The organism is Maribellus sp. YY47 (assembly GCF_023111095.1).
In the GTDB taxonomy this organism is placed as follows: Bacteria; Bacteroidota; Bacteroidia; order Bacteroidales; family Prolixibacteraceae; genus Draconibacterium.
Genome location: NZ_JALGYW010000003.1, coordinates 253093 through 271339, shown reverse-complemented (window position 1 = coordinate 271339; position 18247 = coordinate 253093). Strand labels below are relative to the sequence as shown.

At 42.9% G+C, this 18247-nt stretch carries 7 protein-coding genes; all 7 read left to right on the top strand.

The features are described 5' to 3' along the window. Positions 1 to 780 precede the first annotated feature (780 nt). Entirely contained in the window at positions 781 to 4725 is a 3945-nt protein-coding gene (locus MR764_RS03825; protein WP_247978069.1) for a response regulator, read from the top strand. A 739-nt stretch (positions 4726 to 5464) separates the two neighbouring features. Continuing rightward, positions 5465 to 8653 (top strand): TonB-dependent receptor, encoded by a 3189-nt coding sequence (locus MR764_RS03820; protein ID WP_247978068.1) that lies wholly within the window; start codon positions 5465 to 5467, stop codon positions 8651 to 8653. A gap of 17 nt (positions 8654 to 8670) precedes the next feature. Next, positions 8671 to 10443, top strand: coding sequence for a RagB/SusD family nutrient uptake outer membrane protein (locus tag MR764_RS03815; RefSeq protein ID WP_247978067.1), 1773 nt, complete (start codon positions 8671 to 8673; stop codon positions 10441 to 10443). A 29-nt stretch (positions 10444 to 10472) separates the two neighbouring features. Further along, a complete protein-coding gene (locus MR764_RS03810; RefSeq protein ID WP_247978066.1) occupies positions 10473 to 13247 on the top strand; it encodes a SusC/RagA family TonB-linked outer membrane protein in 2775 nt (924 codons plus the stop codon). Between the two features lie 12 nt (positions 13248 to 13259). Then, on the top strand, positions 13260 to 14960 hold the full coding sequence (locus MR764_RS03805) for a RagB/SusD family nutrient uptake outer membrane protein (protein ID WP_247978065.1): 1701 nt from the start codon (positions 13260 to 13262) through the stop codon (positions 14958 to 14960). 36 nt (positions 14961 to 14996) lie between these two features. Further along, a complete protein-coding gene (locus MR764_RS03800) occupies positions 14997 to 16520 on the top strand; it encodes a BACON domain-containing carbohydrate-binding protein (RefSeq protein ID WP_247978064.1) in 1524 nt (507 codons plus the stop codon). A 113-nt stretch (positions 16521 to 16633) separates the two neighbouring features. After that, positions 16634 to 18238: a BACON domain-containing carbohydrate-binding protein gene (locus MR764_RS03795; protein ID WP_247978063.1), complete on the top strand. Its 1605-nt coding sequence runs from the start codon at positions 16634 to 16636 to the stop codon at positions 18236 to 18238. Positions 18239 to 18247: the final 9 nt, after the last annotated feature.

The following is an 18247-nucleotide window of genomic DNA, read 5'->3' as shown; positions in this document are numbered from 1 at the left end:
GAAAGTCGTGTTCGTAGCACGGCCCACATATCAAAATCATAAAGCTTTGGAATATATGCAGTTATCCACATACTTAACTAGGGTAAAATTCAGAAAGTGTTCTTCAACATGTTCTTAATATTCTTAACATTCGGCCATTAATATCATCCATTTTGTTCAACAATAACCAGATATACAGGTCTTTTTATTCGTCGTGTATAATTAATTTCCCAACAAAATCCATTGCCACAAACCAACAAAATCCGGATTATGAAACTACATCTGTCTCGTCAGAAGTATTGAAATGATTTGCTGCAGACCCGGCATAATCTCGAATGTCAATAAATTCACCTAAAATATTTTGAGATGAAACCCATGCGGGGATAGATGATTGGTTGAGATTTGAGTGAATTGGAGGAAGATTTTATCATTAATAAATTTCTGAGGAATATGAAATGTAATTGTTTAAGTATATGTATGTGAGCGTGTAAGATTTGCAGGTTCATTTGTTGATTTGGGAATTCATCCTGTTGTTTTTACCTGTTCTCGGCATATTTCTGTCGCTGATCCGGCTGTACTTTAATGCGGGAAATACGGGGTGTAGAAGTATTGGCGACTGTTCTTTTTTGGGTTTAGGCTGTTTTTGTTTCTCCGGATAATTGTTACGCCTGCAACGTTTTTTGAAATCCGGAAGATTGCAGTTGATAGAAAATACATCATTCCGGAATACTTCAATTAAGGCCTTTTTTCCTATTTTTAAAGCGTTGTATGGGAGATTGTGGTAAACTTAAGGTGTTGATTATGAGTTTTAAGAGGTGGAGTTCGATTCGGTTTGCATTGATTTTGTTCTTACTCTCAGTTATTTGCAATGCTACTTTCGCTCAGGAGGTACATTATTCTTTGCAGCAAATATCGCTAGAACAGGGTTTGTCTCAAAGCACCATTCATAGTCTGTGTCGCGATAATTTAGGACGATTATGGCTGGGGACCAAAAACGGGTTAAACTGTTACGACGGAGTTCAAATGAGCACATACTTTCATGACCCGAATGACCCGAACAGCTTGCCCGATAATTATATCTATTTTGTTACACAAGACAGGAATAGCACGTTTTGGATCGGAACGGGTAAGGGGCTGGTGAGGCACGAAGAAGGCAAAAGCGGATTTCAAACCGTTTGCCGGGATACTACATGGGCTGTCTTGTATAGTAATTTCTACTCAAAGGGAGATACCCTGTTGTTTGGTACAACTGACCATTTATGTGTTTACGAAACTTCTACCGATAAAACTTCAAAACTTTTTTTCCAGGGCATACAAAACATTCCGTTAAAGTATAAAATAGTGGAATGGAATAATCAAATGCTGATTGCGTCGCGTTGGCGGGGGCTGCTGTATTTTGATATCCAAACGGGAGAGTTAAAAGATGTCCCCTTTTTCAACGAGAAAGAGATTGTTACCGCTTTAGCAGATCGTCAGGGGAATTTATGGCTTAGTGTTTATAAAAAAGGATTGTTCGTGATTGCACCAACCGGTGAAATTATTAGTAATTATACTACGCTCAATTCAGCCCTTAAAAATAACATTGTGTTGTCCATCAGTGAGTTTGAAGATGGAGTGGTTTGGATTGGCACCGATGGCGGCGGGATGCAGGGAATCCGGATTGATGGTTCGTCATTTTTTGATTTGCCCATTCGTTCGGCAGAATATCCCGAACTGAATTCTGTCTCTGTCCTTTATTCCGACGAGTTTTCGAATGTTTGGCTGGGAACAATAAACGGAGGCGCTTTTTTACTGAAAGAAGTGATCGCAACATCGTATTCCGATGTTAGCTGGAACAATCCAAACGGGCTAAGCAGTCAAACCGTATTAAGTATTTTTGTAGAAAACGAGGATGAAGCCTGGATCGGTACCGATGGGGGAGGCGTTAACAAATACTCGATAAAAGACGGGCTGTTTCAACATTATCCCGAGACCCGCGATAAGAAAGTAAATGCCATTACTGAGTTGTCGGAGCAAGAGTTGATGATCAATTGTTTTGCCGAGGGAATCAAAGTGTTTAATAAGCAAACCGGTCGTTTATCCGATTTTCCGTTGAAAGTTAGGGGAGTCGCTCACCATCTTCCGGGGCTGGGCTATTTTGGACTAAGTTTGTTGAAAATCAGCGCTACGGAAATACTGGTGATGGACAATTATTTGCATATTATTGATTTGCCATCCCAAACGATTACCCTGGTATCTACCGATCAGATACAGGAACTCGACGGAGAATTGAAAATCGCAGGCAAAATTCAAAATGAATTGTACCTATACGGACAGAACGGCATTTATAAATTTGATCTGCAAAAAAGAGAGCTCGTTTTGATTCACAAAACTACGACTGATGTAGTAATCAGAACGGCTTGCGTTGATAGCGACCAATCGTTGTGGGTCTCCACAACCAATTCGTTTTATCATATACTTAAGGATTTTTCTAACGAGCAGGCCTTAGATTTGGGATTGACGGGGGCAGTAACCAGTATTGTTAACGGGGCCGGGAATAAGCTTTGGTTGGGTGCCGGCCGAAGTCTGTTGTTGCTCGATAAAGAAACCGGCGAGATACATCGTGTTGGAAAATCGGAAGGCATTATGCCCAACGAATTTTACAGTAAGGCAACCGGAAATATCAACGGACAGGTTTTGATGGGAGGGGCAACAGGACTGGTGCATATCCGAAAAGGACTCGATCGTGCCGATAAGGCGCCCATTGAATTGTTTGTCAATAATCTGAAAATAAAGGATAAACTGATTGATGAGAAGTTAATTTCAGGATTTAAAAAAGACTCGACGATTATTCTGCCGTATAGTTATGGATTGTTGCAGTTTAATTTAGTGATCAAGGAAAAAGACTTTTTTAAGGATAAAGTAATACGCTACCGCTTGAAGGGATTTTCAGATCAGTTTGTTGAAACAAATGATCCGCGCATCAGTGTAATTGGTCTTAGTTCAGGTGAATACGAGGTACAGATAAAAGTTATCGGAGACGATGGTTTGTGGACTTCTGCACGCACGGTGATGAAATTAAATGTTCGCCCACCCTGGTGGCTAAGTTGGTGGTTTAAGATCATCGGTTTTGTTGTTGTCGTGTCCTTGATCTTTATTATATGGTACATTTTATATAATCGTCGTATCGTGAAAATGCAGTTGGAAATGCAGGAACGCGAAAAAAAGTTAAACGATCAGAAAATAACTTTTATGACGAACATTTCCCACGAGATACGTACCCCGCTTTCGTTAATATACGGGCCACTCGAGCTCTTGCTAAAAGAAAACAAAGACAGGATACAACGTTTCGATTTGTTGGAACTGGTTTACAAGCAGGCCAATTACCTGAATTTTTTGGTAGAACAGGTGTTGGATTTGGAAAAAATAGATGGTGTTACAGAAGAGCTTGAATTTAGTAAAGTCAATTTAAAAGAATGGCTGCAGGAGGTTTTGGATAGCTTTATGTTTGAGTTGGAAAAGCACGATATCCGGGTTGAATTTAAGCTGGATGATTCGGTGGAGGATGTTGTGATAGATAAAAAGGCGATTACAAAAGTGATCTACAATATCGTGATAAATGTGACGAAATACGCCTCCGGAACAAATATTCTAACGGTGTCAACCCAGCAAATTGATCATGATTTCTTTAGAGTTTCATTTACCGATGAAGGCCCCGGAATACCAGAAGATATTAAAGGGAAAATTTTTGATCGCTTTTATCAAAGGCAAGCAAATCACGAAGGATACGGGATTGGTCTGGCCTATGCAAAATTGTTAATAGGGAAACACGGTGGCGAAATTGCGGTGAAGAATATGGAGCCTCACGGAGCTCAGTTTTATTTCGATTTACCGCTGACCCAGGAGGCCCCGACGGTTGATTATGTCTATCGTTCTGATTTAACTCCGGATTTCGTTAATGTAAGCGAACAGAACATTCAAAAGCAGGAACTTTTGGGCGAATTAACCTTGCTTATCGTTGAAGATAATCTTGAATTACTGAACTATACCAAACAGCTTTTTAAGGAACTGTTTCGAAAAGTAATTGTCGCTCATAATGGCAAAGAAGGACTGGAAAAGGCGACAGCAGAGCTTCCCGACATTATTTTATCGGATGTAATGATGCCGGTTATGGATGGACACGAATTTTGCCGGAATGTAAAATCGAATGTCGAAATCAGCCATATTCCTGTTGTATTGCTAACTGCCCGGAAAGATGAATCCTCTGTAAAACAGGGGTATAAAATGGGAGCTGATGCCTACCTCACAAAACCTTTTAGCAACGAGGTGCTGATAGATGCCCTTTACAATATCTTATCGGGCCGCTTAAAGCTAAAAGAGAGTTATAAAGAATCGATGTTTAAAGAGAGCACGGTTGCAAAGGTTACCACCAGCAATGCCGACGAGAAATTTCTGCAGAAAATAAACCGGATTATTAAAGAGGAAATTAGTAATCCTGAGTTAAATGTTGATTTCCTGGTCGATAAAATGGCAATTAGCCGGGCCTCGCTTTATGCAAAGTTTAAATCCATAGTAGGTGTCGGAATCAATACCTATATTAACGAGTACCGCTTGTCTGAAGCAAAAACCTTATTGGAGCAAACCGATTACTCCATGGTCGAGATTGCCGAAATGGTCGGTTTTCAAACACAGAGTTACTTTAGTACCGTTTTTAAAGATCAGTTTGGTACCTCGCCTATGAAATACCGGCAGAGCTCAAAAAAGTAGCCCGCGACCGTGTTCGATGGGCAGATTTCCCTGCTTTAATTTTAATACGGATCTGAAGTTTCCCGATTCGTTTCTTTTTCAAACTGTCCCTCCTTTAATGCGGGAGCTTAGCAAATAATTTCTCGTTTTTTTGCTAAAGCGACTCAAAATAGCCGTGTTGTTTTGTCTCTGAAACTTGTTGTTTGTAGTCATTACTCAGTCTTCCCCCGGCCGCAATAATTAAGGAAAACTATGCATAAATAATCGGAATGCGAGTTTCAAAAACGTCCGAAAAAATTATAGAAACGTCTGAAATGCGTTTGCTTATTATTGTTAAGTGCTTGCATTTCATTGTATTGTACGGTTTTGGAAATAGTTCAGTTAATTGTAAAAAAAGGTTAAATGGAACTCCCATACATTTATCTCCCGAAACTAGCAAGAGAAAGTCGTTCTTCAAATTTACTGTCTTAGTTATCACCGGAATTAGAACGATAAAAGAGATTGGGAAGTCCTTATTTCTTGGGACTAAACACTGCCGGAACCTACCACCCAAAAACGACAAATGCTGAACGACAAAGCGCAAATAATAAACGAAATCAAATTTCTAATTAAAAATTTAACATATATGAATGAAAAACAACGAGTGAAGAAGGTCCCCAATAATCAAGGAAGGAATTAGTCGCCTGATGACGACATTTCTGATTCTTGATAAGAAAGAACGCTGGAGTAAATCACGAATTTTTAATCAATTTTCAATTAAATGAAAATCAAAAGAAAACATTTCATTAATGCATGCAAAGGCTTATTGCTTTCATGTTTTTGCATGCTATCCTTCGAAATGTTTGCTCAAAACGTAACCGTAACCGGAACTGTGAAAGATGATCTTGGTGAGACGGTAATTGGAGCAAACGTTGTTATTGAAGGGCAAACGAGCATTGGAACAATTACCGATATCGACGGTAATTATACCTTAGTTAACGTTCCTTCAAAAGGAAGCCTTGTGGTTAGTTTTATCGGCTTTAAGCCCCAGGTTATACCTATTAATGGTAGAACAACGATCGATGTAATATTGAAATCAGACTCTCAGACACTGGAAGAGTTTGTAGTTGTGGGGTATGGTAAAACCGACAGGGCAACGCTGACCGGAGCGCTATCGAGTATTGAAACCAAAGAATTAACAAAAGTGCCGGTGGCCAGTGTTACCAATGTGCTTGCCGGTTCTGTTTCCGGAGTTTCTTCGGTTCAGAGTTCAGGACAGCCCGGTAAAGATGCTGCTACCATTTATATTCGCGGATCGGGTTCGCTAAGCGACGCTGCCGGGCAGCCTTTGGTGCTGGTCGACGGTGTGGAAAGGGAATTTTCACAAATCGATGCCAACGAAATCGAGAGTATTTCGGTACTGAAAGATGCTTCTTCTACAGCGGTATTCGGTGTAAGAGGTGCAAACGGTGTAATCCTGGTAACCACCCGTCGCGGAAAATCCGGAACACCTTCTATTAATGTATCTTCTTCATTTGGTTTACAACAGCCACAGGCAATGGTAGAGCAGGTAGGAAGTTACGAATATGCCCGGTTCTGGAACATGAGAGCCGATATGAACGGCAGTAACGATAAATTCACGTCCGAGCAAATTGAAGCATTCAGAACGGGTTCTGATCCTTTGCTTTATCCGAATATCAACTGGAGCGATTATATGTTCCGGGATATGTCGCTGCAAAGTAAAACCAACCTGAATATTTCAGGTGGAAGCGATAACATCAAATATTTCGTTTCGTTCGGATACCTGTATCAAAACGGTATTCTGAAAAACTTCGACATTATTCCGTACGAAAACAATTACCAGTATAACCGGTACAACTACCGCGCTAACATCGATGTAAAACTTACCAACACTACAAGCATGAAACTGGGTGTGGGGGGTTACATGGGGAAAAACCGTCAGCCCAATTCTACTCACGGTTACACCTGGGGCGATCCTACCTGGACCATGGTGCAGGTTTGGTCAACACCTTTCTCTGCTCCCGGAATTGTGGATGGTGTGCTTACACGTGGAAATGGTAAAGGATATCCGAGCGTTGAGTTTCGTGATGGTTTCAAACCATTTTTCGGTAGCGGATACCAGGAGCAATTCACTACACAATTGAATATGGACCTGGAAGTTACCCAAAAACTGGATGTGATTACCAAAGGATTAAGCGCATCGGTTAAAGGAGCCTACGATAATAATTTCAACCTGAATAAACACCGGTATGGAGGAAACTCTGAATCTCAGGTTGTATATCATAAAACCCAGTTGGAAGATGGCACCATTCCTCCTACAGCGGTTGACTACGATAAAACAATTGTATTTATACCGAGTGGTTCAAACACTCCGCTTAGCTATAGCGAAACCTACGGAAGAGACCGTAACTGGTACCTGGAAGCGCGCGTGAATTACGATCGTACTTTTAATAAAGTGCACAAAGTAACCGGGTTGTTCCTTTACAACCAGTCGAGAGATTATTATCCAAAAACTTCAGGCGGATCGTTGGCCAGTTACTGGTATATGCCCCGTGGATATATTGGATATGTTGGTCGTGCTACTTACGGTTACAAAAACAAATACCTGTTTGATGTAAACGTGGGTTACAACGGATCGGAGAACTTCGCACCCGGTAACCGCTACGGATTTTTCCCAGCCGTTTCTTTAGGATGGGTAGCTACCGAAGAAGGTTTCATGAAAAATCAGGGGGTATTTGATTACCTGAAAATCAGGGCATCTGTTGGTAAAGTTGGTAGCGACGTTGGTACACAAACCCGTTTTATGTACAAACCCGGAACCTGGTCGGCTGGTGGCTCTTACTCTTTTGGTGTTGAAAATGCCAACAGTCAGGAAGGATATCTATACGGAACTCCCGGAAACATTGGTGTGAGCTGGGAAACGGCCGAAAAACAAAACTATGGTTTCGATGCCCGCTTCCTGGATAGCCGTCTTTCTGCAAATTTCGATTACTTCTTTGAGCACCGTACAGGAATTCTGATTACGCCGCGCTCGTTGCCTTCGATTATTGCTACTTCGATGCCCAACATGAACGTTGGGGTTGTAGATAACCAGGGGTATGAGGTTACCCTGGAATGGAACGAAACCCTGAGAAATGACTTTCACTATTTCGTAAAGACCAATGTTTCGTTTGCCCGGAACAAAATCATATTCATGGACGAAGTGAAGAACAATTACGATTACCAGGACCAGACAGGTGGTTCTACTGGACGTAACGCTGGTTTGTATCAGTATGTTCGTTTGTACCAGGAAGACGACTTTGTGGTGAATGCTGCTGGTGAATACGTGTTAAATCCCGAATTGCCGCAACCTTATATTACAGTGGCTCCGGGCGATGCCATGTTTGCCGACTTAAACAATGATGGTATTGTTGACTCAAACGACCAGGCTGTAAGCGGATATGCCGCCCGTCCGGAATATACATTCGGATTAAATGCAGGTTTCGATTTTAAAGGCTTTAACTTTTCGATGCAGTGGACCGGTGCAACCAACGTTGACAAGTTGCTGCAGACCGACTATATCATTCCTTATACCAATGCAGGAAGCCGTGGTTTGCTAAAACACCTTTACGAAGACTCGTGGACCCCGGAAAATATCGACGGGAAATACCCAAGACCGGCAAAAGCTACAGAAACCTGGAACTTTGGTAGCGGTAATAATCCCAGCTCTACTTTGTGGTTGCAGAACTCTGCTTACCTGAGACTGAAAAATGTAAACATCGGTTATACTTTCTCTAACTCTCGTTTCCTGAGAAGCGTAGGTCTTAAATCGCTTACAACCACATTAAGTGCCTACAACCTGTTAACATTCTCTCCGCTGAAATTAGCCGACCCGGAAAGTGTAACAAGCAACTCCGGAGGTTATCCCCTGGTAAAGCTGTACAGCTTTGGTGTGAATCTTAATTTCTAAGAAAAATGATTATGAAGATGAAAAATATTATAAAACTGGGGTTCCTGATGATGGTCGTTACGGCGGTTTGGTCTTGCAGTGAGATTGAATTTGGTGACGAATTTCTGGGAACTGCTCCGGAAGTGAACGAGACGACGCTTGACTCGATGTTCAGTTCAAAGCTTTATGCCGAAAAAGTCCTGACACAGGCCTATACTTATCTGCCCTATGGAATTCCTACAGGAACAGATGGCGCCAATAATAAATTGGGATTAAATCTACTGGAAAGTCTTACGGATTTGAATTCAAGTTTCAGGGACAATGCCAGCGACGGCCCTACAAAATTATACTACAACGGTAGTTTAAATGCCAGCCATTCGTCGGCCGGTAACGAAGCTTACCGTTATGGTGCCGAAGACGACTGGAGTGCCATTCGCTATGCATGGTTTTACCTCGAGAACGTAGACCGGGTGCCTGACATGACTGCAGCCGAAAAAGCAGAGCGCGCCGCAGAAGCCAAAATGATTCTGGCCATTTCGTATGCCGAAATGCTGCGCTACATCGGAGGTTTTCCTTACCTCAACCATGCCGTTGAACCAACCGAAACAATGGAATATCCCCGTTTGAGCTTTGAGCAAAGTGTGGATACAATTATTTCGTTGATTGACCAGGCACTTCCGCATTTGAACTGGATTATGGCCGGCGACGACGACGGTAGAATGAACAAAGCCGGTGCTTATGGTTTGAAATTGCGGGTACAGTTGTTTGCTGCCAGTCCAACTTTCAACTCTTCTAGTCCCTGGCATCCGCAAGCCGACGAATATACCCGTTATGCGACCGGAGATGCTTCGAGATGGGAAGACGCTAAAAAGACAGCTGAAGAATTTATCAATGCATTGAATTCAAATGGTTATTATGATTTGATTCAGCCAAGTGAAGATACGCACGAAGCACGCCGGTTGGCTTATCGCCAGGCTTACTATCAGCGCGGAGGAACAGAAGTGTTGATTTCTACCCGTAAGGGAAGTGCAACATCGCTGCACGACCAAATGATTACAAACTATTCGCTGTACTGGGGGCCAACGTTAAACTACGTGAACATGTTCCCGTGGGCCGACGGGTCTGATTTTGAAGAAGATTTCGACTGGGAGAACCCATCAAAACAGCCATTCTTTGAAGGAAAAACACCTACGCGCGATCCTCGTTTGTACGAAACAGTGGCTGTTCCCGGTGATATTTATAAGTCAGGAACTGTGGTTACTACTTATTCAAATCATGCAAACTATAAGGTAACAAGTACCGGTTTTATGATGATGAAATTTGTGTTGCAGCAAGCAGCCGACAGAACCACCCGCCCTCACTGGCCTTATCTGCGCCTGCCTGAAGTTTACCTGAGTTATGCCGAGATTTTGAACCAGGTAAATGGCGGCCCCAATGCAGTAGCTTACGAGTATGTAAACAAAGTACGTAATCGTGTGGGCTTGTCGAATCTCCCGACCGGAATGAGTCAGGCAGAGTTTCGTGAAGCCGTATTGCGCGAGCGTGCACTGGAATTTGGTTACGAAGAAGTGCGCTGGTTCGACCTTGTTCGTTACGGACGCGTAAGCGATTTCAAAAAGACATTATATGGTTTAGAGTCGGTGGGTAACGATGACCTGAATCCAACAGCCTTCACTTTTGAACAAAAGGATTTGATTGGTATTCATACCCGTTACTGGAAAACAAACTGGGATACAAAATGGTACCTGGCGCCTATTCCGTTGGTTGAAATCAACAAAAACTATGGAATGACTCAAAATCCAGGTTGGTAAATAATATCAAATTTTAATAACTGTATGATATGAATAAACCAAAATTATATATCCTATTAATTGTACTAAGTGTTTTCATCGGGGGGCTAAATGCTTTCGCACAAGATGAACCTGTAAAGGATACGCTTAGTATTTCAAACCACTCGAAAGAGCTAAAAGGGGTGAATACCCTGGCCGGGTCGACTGCCGGTGCTGAGATTTTTCAAAACTCACCCGAAATAGATGTAAAAAAAGCATTGTACGGGCAATTACGTGGTTTGTTGGTGGAGCAGGGCTCGGGAAGTTCTGCATTCAACCAGGCTTCTTTAAAACTGTTTGGCAAAGCACCGCTTATTTTAGTCGACGGTTACGTTCGTAATCTGGCTGACATTACTGCCGATGAAATTGAAAACATCACTGTGTTAACCGATGCTGCTTCGATGGCCATTTACGGAGTAAGAGGCGCCAACGGCGTGGTACAGGTAACAACCAAATCGGGTAAAGCAGGTAAAATGAAAATTACTGCCAAATATCAGTTTGGAATGAACAACGAGTTTCGCAGTCCCGACTTTGCCGATAGCTACCGTTATGGGACATCGATCAACCAGGCCTTAATTAACGATGGATTAAGTGCACGTTATAATTCGTTTGAACTGGATGCATTTAAATCGGGAACCTACCCGATGGAATATCCCAATGTGAACTGGTGGAATGAAGCCTATTCGCAACCCGGACACAACCACCGGTTGAATCTGACTTTCAATGGCGGAAGCGAACGTTTCCGTTATTTCACAGCAGTAGATTATTACCTCGATGAAGCCATGTTGTCGCCCAACGAAGAAGACAGCCGATATGACTCGCAGGTTAAAGATTCGCGTTTGAATATTCGTACCAATATCGATGTCGATCTTACCTCTTCAACCTATATGCGTTTTAACGTAATGGCAAAGTTGCAGGAAAGCAACGGTCCGAACTATACGCTGAATACACTGTACAATAACTTGTACAAAATTCCGGCGGCAGCTTTCCCTATTCGTCATCTTAATGGCACTTATGGTGGTAACCTGATTTATCAGGCCAACAACCCGGTTGCCGTTTTACACGATAGCGGTCATAGCAAAAATATATACGGTACCTTAAATGCTGACCTTACACTGGAACAGGATTTACAAGCCATCACTCCCGGTCTGAAAGCATCCTTGGGAATCTCTTTCGACAACCAGGGTGTGATGTATGAAAAGTCGGGGAAAAGCTATCAGTATATGTACCATAATGCGACTATTGATTCTGCAACCGGAGCATTGTCGTATACTGCTGCTACCTATGGTGAAAACTCAGCTGTATTGAATCTTTCAAATCAGGGATTCAGTAGTTTATACATCGAAAGTAACGTAAACGGCAAACTGTCATACGAACGTGCTTTTGGAAAGCATAACGTTAGTGCTGCTGCCATTTACGACCATTACACTTACATTGTTAACGGAAGAAACAATAGCCAGAAACGTCAATCGGGCGTGGGTACTATCGGATACAACTACGACAACCGTTACCTGTTGGATGTGGTAGGCTCGTACTCAGGAAGTTCATACTTACCTGACGGTGATAAATTCCGTTTCTTCCCCGCAGTATCCGGAGCATGGGTAATTTCAAACGAAGCCTTTATGCAGGATGTAAGCGCCATCGATAATTTACGCTTGTTTGCTTCTCACGGTATTTCAGGTTGGGATGGAAACCTGAGCCACGAATTATGGAGAAGTTCTTATGGAACAGTAGGTTCTTACTACTTCATTACAAGCGATAATCCATCTTGGGGACTGGGTGAAAGCGGTCTTCCTGTTGAAAATTTAACCGTTGAAAAGTTGGAAAAAACCTCGGTTGGATTTGATTTGACAATGCTTGACAAACAACTGGATGTGAGCGTGGAAGGATTTATCTCGGAACGTAGCGACATTTTACTTTCTTCGGCCAACTCGGTAACCGGAATTATCGGTATCCAAACAGGAAATGAGAATGCCGGAATCGTCGACTACAAAGGAATCAGTGCTTCGCTGGGATGGAACTCAACTGTTGGTGATTTCAAATACAGCATTAACGGAAATATTACCTATCTGGCCAGCGAAGTGGTAAATGTAAACCAGGCTTACCAGGAATACGATTACCTCTATTACAAAGGAAATTCGCTAAACCAGGCTTACGGACTGGAAGCAATCGGTTTCTTTAACGATCAACTGGAAATCAACAACAGTCCGGCGCAAACTTTCTCGGAAGTAAAACCCGGCGACGTGAAATACAAGGACCAAAACGGCGATGGCCTTATCGACAATAAAGACATCGTGAAAATGTTTGCTCCTACAGAACCTGAATTCAATTTTGGACTCAATCTGTATGCAGCCTATAAAGGTTTCGATCTTTCAGCTACTTTCCAGGGAGTTACCGGTGTAAGCGTAAATCTGTTGAACAGCCCGCTGTACAAACCATTAATTGGCAACGGAACAATCTCAGACACTTTCCTCGATAACGAAACGCCATGGACAGCTGAAAATGCAGCAAATGCAACCATGCCACGACTCACCACTCAGGCGAATGCAAATAACTATGTAAACAGTTCGTTGTGGTACCGCAACGGTTCATTTGTGAAACTGCGTAACCTGAAACTGGGCTATACTTTCCCAAAATCGATGGTGAAAGTGGCTGATATGTATGTGTATGTACAGGGAACCAACTTGTTCTCTTTCGACAATATTGAATTTGCCGATCCGGAACAATTGGGAGCAGCTTATCCGGCTACCCGTGCGTATTGGGCAGGAATTAAGTTTAACTTTTAATAAAGAAGAACTATGAAATTTAAAAAAATTATATGGTTGGTTCTTCCCTTTTTTATGGGAGCGTGTAATAGTTTTCTTGAGTTTGATGAGACGAACAATCTGAAAACAGAAGAAGATGTGTTCACTTATTTCGAAACAACCAAACAAACACTTACAGCAGTTTATTCATTCCTTCCGCAAGACCTCGGTGTTTTGGGCGGAGCGATGCGTGCTGCCGGTGCCGACGATGCAGAATATGCCAATACGGGCGCTGCTGTGCAGGATTTTAATACCGGTAACTGGTCGGCCATTAATACATTGGATACACAGTGGGAGCTTTACAACGGAATTCGCGCTGCCAATACCTTCCTGGAAAAATTGAAAACAGTCGATTTTTCGCGTTACGAATACACAGCCAATTACAAGAAATGGATGGTGCAACTGGCAACCTTCGATGCCCAGGCACGTGTACTGAGAGCTAGTTATTTCTTTGAACTTGCCCGTCGTTACGGCGACATTGCCATGCCGCTCGAAGTAATCGATATTGAAACCGATCGTACCATTGCAAAAACAGCATTCGAAGACGTAATTCAGTTTATTGCTGATGAATGCGATGCCTGTGCCGAAGCATTGCCATTAAACTACGATAGCAGCGAGTTCGACAAGGAAGTGGGACGCGTAACCCGCGGATATGCTTATGCTTTGAAATCGAAAGCGCTGCTTTATGCTGCCAGTAAACTGCACAACCCAACTTCGGATGTGGCGAAATGGAAAGCATCGGCAGAGGCAGCCTGGAATCTGATTCAACTGAGCGAAGAAAACGGATTGTACCGCTTGGACCCCAATGGTGTAGCGAATAATCCTACGTCTCCGGAAGCAATCATGCTGATTCGTAACGGAAACAGCTCATCGTTCGAATTGGATAATTTCCCGATTCGTTTAACCGCCGGCAAACGCAGTACTTTGGCGTCGGGAACTTTCCCGTCTCAAAATCTGGTTGATGCCTTTGAAACCATTAACGGTTATGCGGTAACACTTACCGACCTGGGCTGGGTGAGTGAAGACCCTGAATTTGATGCTGCACAGCCGTTCGCCAATCGCGATCCTCGTTTTTACAAAACGGTACTGGCCGACGGAATGACGTTTAAAGGTACCACTATCGATGTGAAAGACGGTGGCGCCGATAACCTCTCAGTAATCGAAGGTGGAACGCCAACCGGCTATTTCCTGAAGAAATACGTGATTGAGGGAACCAATTTCGAGGTAGGACAGGAGTCGGTATTCAAACACACCTGGGTGGCCTATCGTTATGCTGAAACCCTGCTTTCGTATGCCGAATCAATGATTAATGCTTTTGGCGATCCAAATTATACCGATGGTACTTACACCAAATCGGCTTTGGAAGCCCTGAACGAAGTACGTGCCAATGCCGGAATGCCTGCAAAGCTTATCGGTACCAAAGAAGAGTTTGTTACCGCGCTGCGTAACGAATGGAGAGTGGAATTTGCTTTTGAAGATCACCGCTTCTGGGACATCCGCCGTTGGGGAATTGGTGCTGAAACACAACGGGAACTTTATGGCATCAGAATTCTGGAGAATGAAGGCCGGAAAGAATACCGCAAAATAGTGTACGAAACACGCCAGTGGAAAGAAGCGATGAATTTGTATCCGATTCCACAGGAAAAGCTTTTCGTAAACACCAATCTGGCGCCTCAAAACAACGGATGGAATTAATTGATTTAGGTTTTATTCAAGAAAAAATTATATCTAATGAAGACAAATAAATTTAAAAATATAGCTGCAGCTTTAATCTTAATTTTAGCTATTACAGGACTATTTTCATCGTGTGAAGAGTACGGTGGAATCGATTCTCAGGTGGTGGGCGCTCCGGCTCTGACCAGCGACGCTTTGGCACAATACGATGCACAAACTTTATCGCCCGAAAATATTGTATTCAGTGTAAGTGCAAACACACCCTGGCAAATTTCTGTGGCAACCGATGCCGAAGAGCAAAGCTGGTGTGTAGTAACTCCCGGGAACAGTGCAGCAAGCGCATTGGTTGCTGAAGTTACTGTTAAAATGACTACCAATACCACTACAAGTCCACGTGTGGCTACGCTAACAATCACTGCTGAAAATGTTAACGAACCGGTTGTAGTAAAAGTGGTTCAGGCGCCTCGCGGTAACCTGCATGTGGAAGGTCCTGCCTTGTATGAAGAATTTGCTACCGATCCGGCGGAAACCAAAACAATGACCATCCTTTCAAACAAAGCCTGGGAAATTGTTTGCGACCAACCTTGGGTAACATTTAGCGCTATTTCAGGTACTGCGTCTGACGAGCCGGTTACTATTGATGTAACAGCGCAGGCAAACAGCGGATTAAAAAGAGAAGCTTCTTTTACATTGAAAACAACAATGGATGAAGTAGTAAGAACAATTGTACAGAAAGGTATCTCTCTTGAAGTATTGGCTGAAGATGCTGAAGTTTTAAGTGCTGTTCCTGCTCAACCCGAAGCAACTGTTACTGTTGGCATCGACGCTTCAGTAGACTGGACTGCCGAAACAGAAGCAACCTGGATTACCTCGCTTACCCGCAATGGCGATGCGCTGGAATTCACTTTCGACAACAACTCTAACTTTGCTCCACGCGAAGCAATTGTTACCCTTGCAGGTGGTGGTTTAACTACCGAGGTTGTGGTGAAACAAGAAGGTGCTGCCTTTATTGTTTGGGACAGAGTAAATGGTGTTGAAGTAGAATTACCTGAGGGAATGCTTACCGAAGAAGGTATCTTGTTAAAAAGGGCTGACGGTTACGAAATTCGTTTCCCTAATCATTATAAAAGAGGTGAATTTGTTTGGGAATTTTCAGAAATCTCAACCACAATGCCATTGGCTATTCAAGGTGCAGTTGATTATAATGCAGGAGTGGTTCCGAATACTCACATTGTAATGAGTAATATCTCAGGGTCAGTGGCCGGACCAAACGACTGGCGTGTAAACAACGGCGGTGGTAATGGCTGGTGGTTAACCTGGCAAAACGTAACTGTTTTAAAATATCAGTGTAACGATATCCGGACCATCAGAAGCGAATACAGTGCCAATAATGGCATTACTCTGGATGTATTCAATGCTGCAGGAGAACTGATGACAAATAAAACACACGCCGTTGCAACCGACGACGCTAAGTGGGTTGGCACTCCCGGTTTTGCCTACTGTCTGTATTTCCCGAATCAGGCAGCTGATGCTACCGATTATTGCGTTTTGAAATCATTTAAGGCAGTAGCCTATGAGTAACAGCATGGAGTTTTAATTCCATCCTGTAAAAAATAACAAGGATTTAAAAAGCCCTTGTCTATGACAGGTAAGGGCTTTCCTTAAAGGATACTTACTTAAATAAAAGAATAAATATGAAAAACAGATTATATACAATCGGATTACTCAGCCTGCTGATGGTTGGTTTGAGTTGGATGATTACTTCGTGTGATTCGGATGACGAATTACTGGAAGGTGTGGATCTGCGGTATGAGGAATTGGGTAAAAATACTGTCGATGACTACTACCTCGTAGATGCACAAGGAACGGTAACGGTTCAGTTGCGTGTAAAGTCTGACCATGCGTGGAAAGTACACGGAACGGCTGATTGGTACACCATTTCTCCAAGCGAAGGGCCTGCAGACTCGGTAACAACGGTTACCATCGAGTGTGCGCCAAATACCGAGTTGGACGATCGATTGGACAGCATTAAAATTCAGAGCGATTATTGGGTCGGTAAAACCTTTGCTCTAGAGCAAAAAGGTATTGCTTATCTGACTGCGGAAGCTGCAGAAACAGGAGTGTTGAAAAGCAAAGAACTGGGAACAGCGAGTTTTGTTGTAAAAGCCAATCAACCCTGGTCGATTGAAGTGACAGAAGGTAGTAACTGGCTTTCCATTGAAGAGAATGCTTCAGGCGGTGAAGCCAAAAAGGATACAGAAACAGAAGTACGACTAAGTTTCAATGCTAACCTGGGTGAAGAACGTGTAGGTAAACTGACCATCTTCGACCGGAACAAAAACGAAGAGACTAAAGTGGAAGTGCAGTGTACGCAGGAAGGTATTATCCTGATCCCTGTTATTCCGGCAGAGCAACAGGAGTTTGGATATTTCCGGATTTATAATGCGGGTGCCAACCAATTCACTATTGCAGTTGAATCGAATGGAGACTGGATTGCCAGTAAAGAGAATGACAGCGATGATTGGTACTCGATTGTGGGACAAACCGAATTCAACGGGAATGGTGTAATCACTGTAGAGATGACTGAAAACACAACTGCGGAAGTACGTGTTGCCAACATCGTATTTAATACGCCGGAAGTTGAAGGTGCCGAGGTGGTAACAAAATCGGTAACCATTAAACAGGCCAATACTCCTCAGCCAACCCGAACAATGATGGATGCCGGTGGACTTGGAGCATGGAATGTTATTGATGGCTATGAAAAGCCTATTGCCAGCGATGCAGGCGCAATATTCTCCCAGGCTGGTGTTCAGCGAACAGACTTCAAACCGGGTAATTTTAAAGTGAAGGTGAAGGATATGTCTAGTGCAACCTGGTGTGCTATTGTGATTTCCTATGTCAATCCGAATAATCCGACAACGGCGCACAGCATTACCATCGGGCTGAACAATACCGCGGCAAAAAATAAACTGTGGACCTTTGTTTCTCCTTGGGGATTTGCCGGTCCGCAGGTGGCGAACTTTGTTGGTACAATCGATATGACTGCAGAACATACATTTGGCCTTAATTTAACAGATAGTAATGGCGCTATGCACATTACATATCATTTAGATGAGGTGAATCGTCACGATTATATCTGTGATGGAAATGCCAGAACATCTGCGATTAGCAAGGTAGCATGTTATGGTGCGTACCAGATGGCGTATGATTCTGAATTTAAAATTCAACTTATTGGAGCCAGTGGCTCTACTACTTTCGAGTGGTTTGAATATACTCCAAACATTGATTGGAAAGACTAAGCAGTATTA

Coding starts and splice junctions, on each gene's coding strand:
- MR764_RS03825 (WP_247978069.1), top strand. CDS start 781: ATGAGTTTTAAGAGGTGGAGTTCGATTCGGTTTGCATTGATTTTGTTC.
- MR764_RS03820 (WP_247978068.1), top strand. CDS start 5,465: ATGAAAATCAAAAGAAAACATTTCATTAATGCATGCAAAGGCTTATTG.
- MR764_RS03815 (WP_247978067.1), top strand. CDS start 8,671: ATGAAAAATATTATAAAACTGGGGTTCCTGATGATGGTCGTTACGGCG.
- MR764_RS03810 (WP_247978066.1), top strand. CDS start 10,473: ATGAATAAACCAAAATTATATATCCTATTAATTGTACTAAGTGTTTTC.
- MR764_RS03805 (WP_247978065.1), top strand. CDS start 13,260: ATGAAATTTAAAAAAATTATATGGTTGGTTCTTCCCTTTTTTATGGGA.
- MR764_RS03800 (WP_247978064.1), top strand. CDS start 14,997: ATGAAGACAAATAAATTTAAAAATATAGCTGCAGCTTTAATCTTAATT.
- MR764_RS03795 (WP_247978063.1), top strand. CDS start 16,634: ATGAAAAACAGATTATATACAATCGGATTACTCAGCCTGCTGATGGTT.